Origin of the sequence: Achromobacter xylosoxidans, assembly GCF_001457475.1 — a bacterium.
In the GTDB taxonomy this organism is placed as follows: domain Bacteria; phylum Pseudomonadota; class Gammaproteobacteria; order Burkholderiales; family Burkholderiaceae_B; genus Achromobacter; species Achromobacter xylosoxidans.
This window is the reverse complement of record NZ_LN831029.1, coordinates 5075683-5088087: the sequence shown is the minus strand read 5'-3', so window position 1 is coordinate 5088087 and position 12405 is coordinate 5075683. Positions and strand designations below refer to the sequence as shown.

At 68.5% G+C, this 12405-nt stretch carries 11 protein-coding genes; 8 read left to right on the top strand and 3 right to left on the bottom strand.

Translation table 11 applies throughout. From position 1 onward, the window contains the following. Nucleotides 1-24 precede the first annotated feature (24 nt). The 5 genes from acpS (at nucleotide 25) to AT699_RS22865 (ending at nucleotide 5483) form a co-directional block, all read left to right on the top strand. Nucleotides 25-462 carry a holo-ACP synthase gene (gene acpS, locus AT699_RS22885; RefSeq protein ID WP_006384820.1) on the top strand — a complete coding sequence of 146 codons (438 nt, stop codon included), beginning with the start codon at nucleotides 25-27 and terminating at the stop codon, nucleotides 460-462. Nucleotides 463-499: 37 nt separating this feature from the next. Next, a complete protein-coding gene (gene nagZ / locus AT699_RS22880) occupies nucleotides 500-1555 on the top strand; it encodes a beta-N-acetylhexosaminidase (RefSeq protein WP_006384819.1) in 1056 nt (351 codons plus the stop codon). Beyond that, entirely contained in the window at nucleotides 1518-3347 is a 1830-nt protein-coding gene (gene uvrC, locus AT699_RS22875; RefSeq protein ID WP_020929025.1) for an excinuclease ABC subunit UvrC, read from the top strand. The genes nagZ and uvrC overlap by 38 nt, the downstream gene beginning before the upstream one ends. 80 nt (nucleotides 3348-3427) lie before the next feature. Continuing rightward, entirely contained in the window at nucleotides 3428-4000 is a 573-nt protein-coding gene (gene pgsA, locus AT699_RS22870; protein ID WP_020929024.1) for a CDP-diacylglycerol--glycerol-3-phosphate 3-phosphatidyltransferase, read from the top strand. A gap of 196 nt (nucleotides 4001-4196) precedes the next feature. Continuing rightward, nucleotides 4197-5483: an MFS transporter gene (locus AT699_RS22865; RefSeq protein ID WP_024069974.1), complete on the top strand. Its 1287-nt coding sequence runs from the start codon at nucleotides 4197-4199 to the stop codon at nucleotides 5481-5483. A gap of 109 nt (nucleotides 5484-5592) precedes the next feature. Here the strand turns inward: AT699_RS22865 and AT699_RS22860 are convergent, their stop codons facing one another. Next, entirely contained in the window at nucleotides 5593-6669 is a 1077-nt protein-coding gene (locus tag AT699_RS22860) for a tartrate dehydrogenase (RefSeq protein ID WP_053498585.1), read from the bottom strand. A gap of 136 nt (nucleotides 6670-6805) precedes the next feature. On the opposite strand from AT699_RS22860, the gene AT699_RS22855 reads away from it, so the two are divergent. After that, nucleotides 6806-7714, top strand: a complete 909-nt coding sequence (locus AT699_RS22855) for a LysR substrate-binding domain-containing protein (RefSeq protein ID WP_024069972.1) — start codon at nucleotides 6806-6808, stop codon at nucleotides 7712-7714. Nucleotides 7715-7898: 184 nt separating this feature from the next. Then, the gene (locus AT699_RS22850) at nucleotides 7899-8903 is read left to right on the top strand and encodes a cytochrome-c peroxidase (RefSeq protein WP_024069971.1); all 1005 of its coding nucleotides are present in this window, start codon (nucleotides 7899-7901) and stop codon (nucleotides 8901-8903) included. 74 nt (nucleotides 8904-8977) lie between these two features. On the opposite strand, the gene queF is transcribed toward AT699_RS22850, so the two are convergent. Continuing rightward, nucleotides 8978-9802: an NADPH-dependent 7-cyano-7-deazaguanine reductase QueF gene (gene queF / locus AT699_RS22845; RefSeq protein ID WP_045953300.1), complete on the bottom strand. Its 825-nt coding sequence runs from the start codon at nucleotides 9800-9802 to the stop codon at nucleotides 8978-8980. Nucleotides 9803-10125: 323 nt separating this feature from the next. Here queF and aceA point away from each other — a divergent pair, with 323 nt between their 5' ends. Further along, nucleotides 10126-11445: an isocitrate lyase gene (gene aceA, locus AT699_RS22840; RefSeq protein WP_024069969.1), complete on the top strand. Its 1320-nt coding sequence runs from the start codon at nucleotides 10126-10128 to the stop codon at nucleotides 11443-11445. Between the two features lie 114 nt (nucleotides 11446-11559). Here aceA and AT699_RS22835 read toward each other — a convergent pair whose 3' ends face one another. Beyond that, nucleotides 11560-12339 (bottom strand): AraC family transcriptional regulator, encoded by a 780-nt coding sequence (locus AT699_RS22835; protein WP_024069968.1) that lies wholly within the window; start codon nucleotides 12337-12339, stop codon nucleotides 11560-11562. Between the last annotated feature and the right edge of the window lie 66 nt (nucleotides 12340-12405).

Below are 12405 nucleotides of genomic sequence, written 5' to 3'. Positions count from 1 at the left end.
CTCCCTCCCAAGGCGCCCGCAACGATGTCCCAGCCCGAATCTCCGCTCGTCGTTCCCGCGCCGGCCGCCATCGGCGGCATCGGCATGGACCTGCTGCGCATCGACCGCATCGAGCGCGCCCTGGCGCGCCACGGCGACCGTTTCGCCGAGAAGATCCTGGGGCCCGAGGAACTGGCCAAATTCCACGCCCGCCGCGCCCGCGACCCGGTGCGCGGCGTGCGCTTCCTGGCGACGCGCTTTGCCGCCAAGGAAGCCTTTTCCAAGGCGGTGGGCCTGGGCATGCGCATGCCCATGACCTGGCGCCGGGTGCAGACCCTGAACGCGCCCGGCGGCCGGCCGGTGCTGGTGATCGCCCCCGAACTGCTGGAATGGTACGTGCAGCGCTTCGGCGCCGCGCACGTTTCCATTACCGATGAATCCGACATGGCCGCCGCCTACGTGGTGGTCGAACGCAAGCCCTGAGCCCGCGGGCCGGTTTGCAAGACAGAAGGACAAGCCGATGGCCAAGAAGAAATCCCGGGCGCTGCCGCCCGGTCCCGTGATGGTCGATGTGGCCGGCACCGTGCTGACCAAGGAAGAAAAGAAGCGCCTGCGCCACCCGCTGGTGGGCGGCGTGATCCTGTTCGCGCGCAATTTCGAGAACCGCCGCCAGCTGACCGAGCTGACCCGCCAGATCCACAAGGCGCGCAAGGAGCGCCTGCTGATCCTGGTGGACCACGAGGGCGGCCGGGTGCAGCGCTTCCGCGAAGACGGCTTCACGCCGCTGCCCGCGATGCGCGACCTGGGCGCGCTGTGGGACCGCGATCCGCTGACCGCGATGCGCCTGGCGACCGAGGCCGGCTACGTGCTGGCCGCCGAGCTGCGCGCCTGCGGCGTGGACATGAGCTTCACGCCGGTGCTGGACCTGGACTACGGCGTCAGCAAGGTGATCGGCAATCGCGCCTTCCACCAAGACGCGCGGGTGGTGACGATGCTGTCGCGCGCGCTGATCCAGGGCCTGGCGCTGGCCGGCATGTCGGCCTGCGGCAAGCATTTCCCGGGGCACGGTTTCGTCGGCGCGGATTCGCACCACGAGATCCCGGTCGATCCGCGCCCGCTGGAACGCATCCTGAAGGACGACGCCGCGCCCTACGCCTGGCTGGGCGACGCGGTGCTGCCGTCGGTGATGCCGGCGCACGTGATCTACCCCAAGGTCGACAAGCATCCGGCCGGATTCTCCAAGCGCTGGGTGCAGGACATCCTGCGCACCCGCCTGGGCTACGATGGGGTAGTGTTCTCCGATGACCTGACCATGGAAGGCGCGTCCGTCGCCGGCGACATCCTGGCGCGCGCCCAGGCCGCGCTGGGCGCCGGTTGCGACATGGTGCTGGTGTGCAACCGGCCCGACCTGGCCGACGAGCTGCTGGCGCGGCTCGAGTTCGACCATGCCCCCGAGTCCGTGGCCCGCATCCGCCGCTTGATGCCGCGTTTCGACGCGCTCGACTGGGACGCCCTGCAGGCCGAAAGCCGTTACCAGAATGCCCGACGACTTCAATCTCAAATCGTTCCTGGCTGACCTGCCGCATCTTCCGGGTGTCTACCGGCACCTGGATGCGGCCGGCGAGGTCATGTATGTCGGCAAGGCGCGCGACCTGAAAAAGCGCGTCTCGTCGTATTTCCAGAAGAACCTGGCCAGCCCGCGCATCGCCCAGATGGTGGCGAAGGTGGCGCGGCTGGAGGTCACCGTCACGCGCTCCGAGGCCGAAGCGCTGATCCTGGAAAACAACCTCATCAAGAGCCTGAAGCCGCGCTACAACATCCTGTTCCGCGACGACAAGTCCTATCCCTACCTGCTGATCACCGGCCACGACTGGCCGCGCATCGCTTATTACCGCGGGGCCACCAACAAGCGCGGCCAGTACTTCGGCCCGTTCCCCAACGCCTGGGCGGTGCGCGAGACCATCCAGATCCTGCAGAAGGTGTTCCGCCTGCGGACCTGTGAGGACACCGTTTTCGCCAACCGCTCGCGGCCCTGTCTGCTGCACCAGATCGGGCGCTGCTCGGCGCCCTGTGTGGGCGCCATCCAGGCGCAGGACTACGCCTCGGACGTGCAGCGAGCGGTGCGCTTTTTGAATGGCGAGGCCAAGGACGTGATGGGCGAGATCGAGGCCCGCATGCTGGAGGCCGCCGAGGCGCTGCGCTTCGAGGAAGCCGCCGCGCTGCGCGACCAGATGGGCTCGCTGGCGCGGGTGCTGCACCAGCAGACCATGGAAAACGTCAGCGGCGAGGACACCGACATCGTCGCGGTGGCCATCGCCGGCGGCAAGGTCTGTGTCAACCTGGCCATGGTGCGGGGCGGGCGCCACCTGGGCGACAAGCCGTTCTTCCCGACCCACGCCGAGGGCGAGGCCGCGCCGCAGGTGCTGGAGGCCTTCGTGGCCCAGCACTACACCGACAATGCGCTGCCGCCAGTGCTGGTCTGTTCGCACGCGCTGCCCGACGCCGGCCTGATCGACCTGCTGGTGGAGCAGGCCGGCGGCCGCCCGTCGCGCGTGCTGACGCGGCCGCAGGGCGCCCGCCGCGCCTGGCTGGAACAGGCGGTCAAGAACGCCGAGATGGCGCTGGCACGGGCCCTGACCGAATCCGGCGCCCGCGCCGCCCGCACCCTGGCGCTGGCCGAAACCCTGGACCTGGATACCGACGAGGCGGCGCTGGACGCGCTGCGCATCGAGTGCTTCGACATCAGCCATACCGCCGGCGAGGCCACCCAGGCTTCCTGCGTGGTGTTCGAGCACCATGACATGCAGCCGTCGCTGTACCGCCGCTACAACATCGCGGGCATCACCCCGGGCGACGACTACGCCGCCATGCGCCAGGTGCTGACGCGGCGCTTCGCCAAGGTGGCCGACGGCGAGGCGCAGATGCCCGGGCTGGTGCTGATCGACGGCGGCAAGGGCCAGGTCGAGGTGGCGCGCCAGGTGTTCGCCGAGCTGGGCCTGGACATCCAGGCGCTGGTGGGCGTGGCCAAAGGCGAAGGGCGCAAGGTCGGCCTGGAGACCCTGGTGTTCGCCGACGGCCGTCCGCCGGTGGCGCTGGGCGGCGAGTCGGCCGCCCTGATGCTGATCGCCCAGGTGCGCGACGAGGCGCACCGCTTTGCCATCACTGGCATGCGGGCGCGCCGCGCCAAGACCCGCAACGTGTCGCGGCTGGAAGAGATCGAGGGGGTCGGGGCGCGCCGCCGGCAGCGCCTGCTGGCCCGTTTCGGCGGTTTTTCGGGGGTGGCCTCGGCCAGCATCGAGGACCTGGCGTCGGTGGACGGGATTTCCGAGGAACTGGCCGAACGGATCTACGAGGCGCTGCGCGGATAGGGCTCCGGACGGCCGGTTCGTGGCCGCCCGGCGGCCCCGAGACAGCCAGCGCAACCCGGCTGATGTAGCATACGGACACTATGCCAATTAACGTACCCATCATCCTGACGTGGCTGCGTATCGCCATGATCCCGCTGGTAGTCGGGCTGTTCTACCTGCCCGACAGCTGGATGTCCGTGCCGGTGCGCGACACGTTCGCCGCCTGGGCCTTCATCATCGCCGCCCTGACCGACTGGTTCGACGGCTGGCTGGCGCGCCGCTGGAACCAGACTTCGGCGTTCGGCGCGTTCCTGGATCCGGTGGCCGACAAGCTGATGGTCTGCGCCGCGCTGATCGTGCTGCTGGACCTGAGCCGCGTCGATGCCTTCATCTCGCTCATCATCATCGGCCGCGAAATCACCATTTCGGCGCTGCGCGAGTGGATGGCCAAGATCGGCGCCAGCGCCAGCGTGGCGGTGCACCGGTTGGGCAAGTTCAAGACCGCCGCGCAGATGGTGGCGATTCCGTGCCTGCTGTACAACCAGCCGATCTATGGCGTGTCCAGCAAGCTGCTGGGCGACGTGCTGATCGTCGTGGCCGCGGTGCTGACGGTCTGGTCGATGCTGTATTACCTGCAGCGCGCCTGGCCCGCGATCCGCGAGAAAGCGCAGTGAAACACGGCGGCCCGGCTCGCGCCCGGGGCCGCCAGGACAGACCAAGAGCGATGCCGGCGGGGCTTGGACCGCGACCGGCACGGCCACGCGCCGCATTCGCCACAGGGACAACGCCGGCCCGGCCGGTCGTTGCTGGAGACAACCCGCGAACCGCCCCGGGGCGGCCGCCTTTCGCCGCTGCCCGCGGCCTTGCGCAATGACTACCGCTGCATCCAACCTGGCCTCGGACGCCGCCGTCCGCCGCCGCGACTGGCAGATCATCCTGCTGATCGGCGTGGCCCACGCCTCGTCGCACTTCTTCCAACTGGTCCTGCCGTCGCTGTACGTGTCGCTCGGCAACGAGTTCGGGCTGGACTTCGCCCGCCTCGGCCTCTTGGTGTCGACCTTCTATGTGGTGTCGGGCATCGGCCAGGCCTCCTCCGGCTTCGTGGTGGACCGAGTCGGCGCGCGGCCGGTGCTGTGGTTCGGCCTGGCCTGTTTCGTGCTGTCGGGGCTGCTGATCGGCTCGGCCACCGGCTACACCATGCTGATGGCGGCCGCCGTGGTCGGCGGCATCGGCAATTCGGTGTTCCACCCGGCCGACTACTCCATCATCAACCACCGCATCACCGCGCCGCGCCTGGGCCATGCCTTTTCCGCCCACGGCCTGACCGGCAACCTGGGCTGGGCCCTCACGCCCGTGTTCATGACCTCGATCACGCTGCTGGCCAACTGGCGCGTGGCGGCCTACAGCGCCGCCGCGCTGGTGGCCTTCGTGCTGTTGCTGACCGTGCTGGGTCGCAACCTGCTGGGCGGCGCCGAACCGGCCCAGGCCGACGATGCCAGGAATGGCGCGCGCGCCGCGCCCAAGCCGCAGGAAGGCGTGCTGGCGACCCTGGCCACGCTGCTGTCCAAGCCGGCGCTGTGGGGCGCGTTCCTGTTCTTCGCCTGCACCTCCATTGCGCTGTCGTCGGTGCAGAACTACACCATTCCGCTGTTGGGCCAGCTGTACGACCTGTCCAAGGTGGCGGCCAGCTCGGCGCTGTCGGGCTATATGGTGGCGTCGGCGGTGGGCATGGCGGCCGGCGGCTTCCTGGTGTCGGCCAACCCGCGCACCGAGCGCACCGTGATGGTGGCGCTGATCCTGGCCGGCCTGACGCTGGTGGTGCTGGCGCTGGGCCTGGTGCCGGCGCTGTTCGCCGCGCCGGTGGTGGCGCTGGCCGGCTTCTGCTCGGGCGTGGCGGCGCCGTCGCGCGACATGCTGATCCGGCGCGTGACGCCCAAGGGCTCCACCGGCTCGGTCTACGGCCTGGTGTATTCCGGCATGGACGTCGGTTCGGCGCTGGGGCCGCTGGCTTTCGGCCTGCTGCTGGACGCGGGATTGCGCCAGGGGCCGTGGATCGGCGCGGGCGTGGCGTTCGCCGCCGCCGCGCTGCTGGCGCAGTGGATCGCGGTGCAGGCGCGCCGGGCCGATCCCGCCGCCGCGGTGCCGGCGCGTTCCTGACGCGTCCGCCGTCGCAGCAGGCAGAACGCCGCCCTCGGGCGGCGTTCTGCTTTGGGGCCGGCGGATTTGCCGCCGTCCCGGGGAGGGAGAGCGCTTGCCGCGCCCGGGATCAGCCTTGCGCCTCGATATGGGCGGCGATGGCGCGGCCGATGTCCTCGGTGCGGGCCTGGCCGCCCAGGTCGGGCGTGCGCGGGCCGTCCTTCAGGCAGTGCTCGATGGCCGCCAGGATGGCGTCGTGCGCGTCCTGGCTGCCCAGGAACTGCAGCATCAGCGCGCCCGACCAGATCATGGCGATGGGGTTGGCGATGCCCTTGCCGTAGATGTCCGGCGCCGAGCCGTGCACCGGCTCGAACAGCGAGGGGAAGGCGCGCTCCGGGTTCAGGTTGGCCGACGGCGCGATGCCGATGGTGCCGGTGCAGGCCGGACCCAGGTCCGACAGGATGTCGCCGAACAGGTTGGAGGCCACCACCACGTCGAAGCGCTGCGGCTGCAGCACGAAGCGCGCGGCCAGGATGTCGATGTGCTGCTTGTCGGTCTTGACGTCGGGATACTGCTGGCCGACGGCGTCGGCGCGTTCGTCCCACCACGGCATGCTGATGGCGATGCCGTTGCTCTTGGTGGCGACCGTGAGCTGCTTGCGCTGGCGCCGGTTGGCCAGCTCGAAGGCGTAGCGCATGACGCGGTCGGTGCCGTGGCGGGTGAAGACCGATTCCTGGATCACGATTTCGCGGTCGGTGCCGGTGAACAGGCGGCCGCCCAGGTTGGTGTATTCGCCTTCGGTGTTCTCGCGCACGATGAAGAAGTCGATGTCGCCCGGGCGCTGGCCGGCCAGCGGGCACGGCACGCCCTCGAACAGGCGGACCGGGCGCAGGTTGATGTACTGGTCGAACTCGCGCCGGAATTTCAGCAGCGAGCCCCACAGCGACACGTGGTCCGGCACCGTGGCGGGCCAGCCGACCGCGCCGAAGTAGATGGCGTCGTAGCCCTGCAGCTGTTCCTTCCAGTCGGGCGGCATCATCTCGCCGTGCCGCGCGTAGTACTCGCAGTTGGCCCAGGGGAAGGTATCGATCTGCAGCGCCAGGCCGAAGCGGCGGGCGGCCGCTTGAACGGCGCGCAGGCCTTCGGGCAGGACTTCGTTGCCGATGCCGTCGCCGGCGATGGCCGCGATCTTGTGGACGTGGGACATGGATGGACCTGAAAAAAGAGGAAAAAAAGGGCCGGCCGCGGCGCTCAGGGGGCGGCGGCGGGAGGACGACAGCATGGTAGGCGGCCCTACAGTCCATCTACAATGGTCCATCGCGTGAAATGAATATGCACGAATCATGAATAATGACCTGCTGCCCGCCGACCTGCGCGTATTCAACGCCGTGGTGCGCGCCTCCAGTTTTTCCCGCGCCGCCGAAGACCTGGGCATGTCGGCCGCTTACGTCACCAAGCGCATCCGGCTGCTGGAGGCCAGCCTGGGCACGCCGCTGTTCCACCGCACCACGCGGCGGGTGGTGGTGAGCGAGGCCGGCGAGCGTGTCTATCACTGGGCCCAGCGCATTCTTGACGACGTCGAGCACCTGGTCGAAGAAGTCGGCGTCACGCGCCGCGAACCGCGCGGCCTGCTGCGCATCTGCAGCAGTTTCGGTTTCGGGCGGCGGGTGGTGGCGCCGGCGCTGTCGGCGTTCGTGTCGCGCCATCCCGCCGTGCAGGTGCGCTTCGAGGTGTTCGACCGCCTGGTCGATGTGGCGGCCGAAGGCTACGACCTGGACGTGCGGGTGGGCGACGACATCGCGCCGCACGTGATCGCGCGCAAGCTTGCCGCCAACCACCGGCTGCTGTGCGCCGCGCCGTCGTACCTGGCCGAACGCGGCGCGCCGCGCAAGCTGGACGACCTGGCCGCGCACGACTGCCTGGTGATCAAGGAACGCGACCATCCCTTCGGCGTCTGGCGCATGCGGCGTGGCGAGCGCGAGCACACCGTCAAGGTGCGCGGCCCGCTGTCGGCCAACAATGGCGAGATGGTGGTGCAGTGGGCGGTGGACGGGCGCGGCATCATCCTGCGCTCGGCCTGGGACGTGGGCCCGCTGATCGCCGCCGGCAAGCTGGTGCCGGTGCTGCCGCAGTACCGCCAGGAAGCCAATATCTGGGCGGTCTATCCGTCACGCCTGAATGCCTCGGCCAAGGTGCGGGTATGCGTGGACTTCCTGGAGGCGCACCTGCGCCAGCTGGACGCCAGCGTCTGACACGGTCGTGCGAGGCGCCGGGCATGGGGGGCGACAGGTTGGCATGCCCGGCTTGCGTCAGGTCAATCCGCCATGGCGAGGCGCGGCGGGGCGTTGGCGCGCTTGACGCATCGCAAGCCGCCCGCCGGCCGGCTCCGATGTAATGACCTTGAGAGCGACAAGGTTATTTCAACAGGAGAAAACCATGAGAAAGAAGCACGCGATGCTCGCGGCGGGTGTCGTCATCGGACTGTGGGCGGGCCAGGCGTCGGGGGCGCCGCGCGAAGAGCCGATCCAGCCCATCGAGGCGGCGGTGGTCAAGGACCCGGCCAAGGTGGAGCTGGGCAAGAAGCTGTTCTTCGACCCGCGCCTGTCGCGCTCGGGCGCGATCTCCTGTAATTCCTGCCACAACCTGGGCATGGGCGGTTCCGACAACCTGAAGGCGTCCATCGGCCACAAGTGGCAGCAGGGTTCGATCAACTCGCCCACGGTGCTCAATTCCAGCCTGAACATCGCCCAGTTCTGGGACGGCCGCGCCAAGGACCTGCGCGAACAGGCCGGCGGCCCGATCGCCAACCCCATGGAAATGGCCTCCACCCACGAACTGGCGGTGCAGGTGCTCAACTCCATTCCCGGCTACCGCGCCGAGTTCAAGCAGGTGTTCGGCAAGGACGGCATCACCATTGAGGAGGTGACGGGCGCGTTGGCGGCCTTCGAGGAAACGCTGGTGACGCCGAATTCGCGCTTCGACCAGTGGCTCAAGGGCGACGACAAGGCGCTGACCGTCAAGGAACTGGCCGGCTACACCCTGTTCAAGAACAGCGGCTGCGTGGCGTGCCACAACGGCGTGGCGGTGGGCGGCAACTCGTTCCAGAAGATGGGGCTGGTGGCGCCGTACCAGACCGACAACAAGGCCGAGGGCCGCGCCGCCGTCACCGGCAAGGACGCCGACCGCTTCAACTTCAAGGTGCCGACGCTGCGCAACGTGGCGCTGACCTATCCGTACTTCCATGACGGCGAGGCCGCCACCCTGACGCAGGCGGTGGACGTGATGGGCCGCCTGCAACTGGGCCGCACCTTCACGCCGGACGAGAACGCGCAGATCGTGGCGTTCCTGAAGACCCTGACGGGCGACCAGCCGGCGATCCAGTATCCGCTGCTGCCGCCGTCGGCGGACGACACGCCGCGGCCCGCGCCGTTCGTGAAGTAGGGCGGCGGGCGACGCCGCCAGGATGGACGTCGCTTATAAAAAAAACGTCCGCCTTCGGGCGGACGAGGCTTTTTTTACTGGCGCACCGTGCGCACGTCGGCCGGCGGCGTGGTCTCGACGTTGCTGCGCCATGGATTGATGTCCAGCCCGCCGCGCCGCGTGTAGCGCGCATAGACCGTCAATTGCTCGGGCGCGCAGGCCTGCATGATGTCGGTGAAGATGCGTTCCACGCAATGCTCGTGGAATTCGGCGTGCTGGCGGAACGAGATCACGTAGCGCAGCAGCGATTCGCGGTCGATGGGCTGGCCGCGGTAGCGGATCTGCACGCTGGCCCAGTCGGGCTGGCCGGTCACCGGGCAGTTGGACTTGAGCAGGCGCGAGCACAGGGTTTCCTCGACCACGTCGCCCGGGCGGTTGCGCAGCAACTCGGGCGCCGGTTCGTAGGTGTCGATCTCGATGTCGAGCTTGTCTATATAGATACCGTCCAGTTCGCCCATCCGCAGCTCGCCGAAGCGCTGCGGCAGGATGAAGTCCAGCCCCACGGGGGCGCCGGCGGCGGCGCTCAGGTCGCGCTCCAGGCGGCCGCGCAGGGCGGCCGAGTTGACCAGCCGGGTCTGGTTGAACGAATTCAGGTACAGCTTGAACGACTTGGACTCGATGATGTTGGGGCTGTCGGCCGGCACCGAGAACGTCGCCATCGCCACCCGCGGCTTGCCCTTGGCGTCGAGCCAGGACAGCTCGTAGGCGTTCCACAGATCGACCCCGGTGAACGGCAGGGGCCCGGTCGCCAGGTTGAGCGCCTCGCGGTTGTGGGCGCGGGCGATGGGAAACAGCAGCGAGGGATCGTATTGCGAGACGTAGGTCACGCTCTGGCCCAGCGGGCCGTGAGACAGCGTCATGGAGAAGGTCGTCGGAAAACGTGGAGATGACCGCATTGTAGGCGCTCTCAAACCCGTCATTTTTCGCATCATGAAACGCCGCTCCCGGCATGTGAAAGTTCGTGCTGCGCCGCCGCGCAAGCGCATTTCACGGATGACAATTGCCTTCCGTAATGCGGAACGAGTAATATAACTTATTGATTTTTATGAATAATATTTTTCATCTTATATAAGAGGCATGGCCACATTGCTCCGCAGCACAGGCATAGACTTTCTCCAACGATTCACGCAATGCAACCCCGAAGTTTTCTTGCCTTTTCAGCCATAGACCAAGGAGCATGACCATGAGCCACCGCGAAACCGAAATCCGCAATCTGCAGAAAGACTGGGCCGAGAACAGCCGCTGGCAGGGCATCAAGCGCGACTACAGCGCCGAGGATGTCATCCGCCTGCGCGGCTCGATCGCCGTCGAGCACACCCTGGCCCGCCGCGGCGCGACCCGCCTGTGGGAACAACTGCACAGCGAGCCTTTCGTGAATTCGCTCGGCGCCCTGACCGGCAACCAGGCCATGCAACAGGTCAAGGCCGGCCTCAAGGCCATCTACCTGTCGGGCTGGCAAGTGGCCGGCGACGCCAACCTGGCCGGCGAGATGTACCCCGACCAGTCGCTGTACCCCGCCAATTCGGTGCCGCAGGTCGTGCGCCGCATCAACAATTCGCTGACCCGCTGCGACCAGATCCAGTGGATGGAAGGCAAGAACCCGGGCGACGAGGGCTACATCGACTTCTTCGCGCCCATCGTGGCCGACGCCGAAGCCGGTTTCGGCGGCGTGCTGAACGCCTTCGAGCTGATGAAGGCCATGATCGAGGCCGGCGCCTCGGGCGTGCACTTCGAGGACCAGCTGGCGTCCGTGAAGAAGTGCGGCCACATGGGCGGCAAGGTGCTGGTGCCGACCCGCGAGGCCGTGGCCAAGCTGGTCTCGGCGCGCCTGGCGGCCGACGTGATGGGCACGCCCACCGTGCTGCTGGCCCGCACCGACGCCGACGCCGCCGACCTGGTGACCAGCGACGTCGACGACAACGACCGCCCGTTCATCACCGGCGAGCGCACCGTGGAAGGCTTCTTCCGCACCCGCGCCGGCATCGACCAGGCGATCTCGCGCGGCCTGGCCTACGCGCCGTACGCCGACCTGATCTGGTGCGAAACGTCCACGCCCAACCTGGAATACGCCCGCAAGTTCGCCGACGCGATCCATCGCCAGTTCCCGGGCAAGCTGCTGGCGTACAACTGCTCGCCGTCGTTCAACTGGAAGAAGAACCTGGACGACGCCACCATCGCCAAGTTCCAGCGCGAGCTGGGCGCCATGGGCTACAAGTTCCAGTTCATCACGCTGGCCGGCTTCCACGCGCTGAACTACGGCATGTTCGAACTGGCCCACGGCTACGCCCGCCGCCAGATGAGCGCCTTCGTCGAATTGCAGCAGAAGGAATTCGCCGCCGCCGACCTGGGCTTCACTGCGGTCAAGCACCAGCGCGAAGTGGGCACCGGCTACTTCGACGCCGTCACGCAGACCATCGAGGGCGGCCAGTCCTCGACCACCGCGCTGACCGGCTCGACCGAGGAAGCGCAGTTCGAGCACGGCAAGGAGCAGAAGGCCGCCTGACCAGGAACCGATTGATTTTGCAGTTGAAGTTGTAGTGCTGTTGTAGGGTGGATTCAGGGTGCCTTCGGGCACCCTCTTTTTTTACGGCGGGAGCCGCTGGTCGCCGCTGGCGAGCTAGCGCTGCGCCGCCAGGTACGCGCCGGGCGCCTGTCCCAGCACGCGCCGGAACGCGCTGGTGAAGGCGCTGGGACTGGCGTAGCCCAGGTCCAGCGCGACGCGGGTCACGGGCTGGCCCAGGCTTAGGCGCTCGATCGCGGCCAGCAGGCAGGCCTGCTGGCGCCAGGCGCCGAAGCTGACGCCGGTTTCGGCGCGGAACTGTCGGGTGAAGGTGCGTCGGCTCATGCCGGCGGCGGCGGCCATCGTGTCCAGGTCCGCGGTGATCGACGGCGCCGCCCACAGCGCGCGGCAGGCGCGCGCCAGGCGCGGGTCGGCGGGCAGCGGCGCGTGCAGCGACAGTGCCGGCATGGCGGCGATTTCGGCCGCCAGCAGCGCCATCAGCTTGCCGGCGCGGCCGTCCAGGTCGTAGAGCGCGGGCAGGTCGATGGCTTCGTCGAGCAGGTGGCGTAGCAGCGGCGAGACGGCGTGGACCCGGCATTCGGCGGGCAGGCGCAGGGCCTGCGCGGCGCGCTCGGTAAGAAAGGTGTTGAGCATGGTCACCGCGCCGCGCATGGTCATCTGGTGCTCCATGCCCGCCGGCACCCAGCAGGCGCGTTGCGGCGGCACCAGCCAGCGGCCTGTCGGCGTGGCCACGCTGATGGCGCCGCGCGCGGCGTAGGCGAACTGGCCGCGGCGGTGGGCGTGCAGCGGGAAGGTCAGGCCGGCCGGATAGTCGCAGGCGGTCACCACCACGTCGCGCGGAATGTCCTCGTAGGGATCGACCAGGGTATTGCGCATGGCCTGGATTCTACAGTGAATGACCCGATATCGAAGGCGGACCGCCGGTCCCAGGCCTACGATGCC

Bases quoted from the DNA above. Each gene is read 5' to 3' on its own strand.
- acpS (WP_006384820.1), top strand. From the start codon at position 25: ATGTCCCAGCCCGAATCTCCGCTCGTCGTTCCCGCGCCGGCCGCCATC.
- nagZ (WP_006384819.1), top strand. From the start codon at position 500: ATGGCCAAGAAGAAATCCCGGGCGCTGCCGCCCGGTCCCGTGATGGTC.
- uvrC (WP_020929025.1), top strand. From the start codon at position 1,518: ATGCCCGACGACTTCAATCTCAAATCGTTCCTGGCTGACCTGCCGCAT.
- pgsA (WP_020929024.1), top strand. From the start codon at position 3,428: ATGCCAATTAACGTACCCATCATCCTGACGTGGCTGCGTATCGCCATG.
- AT699_RS22865 (WP_024069974.1), top strand. From the start codon at position 4,197: ATGACTACCGCTGCATCCAACCTGGCCTCGGACGCCGCCGTCCGCCGC.
- AT699_RS22860 (WP_053498585.1), bottom strand. From the start codon at position 6,669: ATGTCCCACGTCCACAAGATCGCGGCCATCGCCGGCGACGGCATCGGC.
- AT699_RS22855 (WP_024069972.1), top strand. From the start codon at position 6,806: ATGAATAATGACCTGCTGCCCGCCGACCTGCGCGTATTCAACGCCGTG.
- AT699_RS22850 (WP_024069971.1), top strand. From the start codon at position 7,899: ATGAGAAAGAAGCACGCGATGCTCGCGGCGGGTGTCGTCATCGGACTG.
- queF (WP_045953300.1), bottom strand. From the start codon at position 9,802: ATGACGCTGTCTCACGGCCCGCTGGGCCAGAGCGTGACCTACGTCTCG.
- aceA (WP_024069969.1), top strand. From the start codon at position 10,126: ATGAGCCACCGCGAAACCGAAATCCGCAATCTGCAGAAAGACTGGGCC.
- AT699_RS22835 (WP_024069968.1), bottom strand. From the start codon at position 12,339: ATGCGCAATACCCTGGTCGATCCCTACGAGGACATTCCGCGCGACGTG.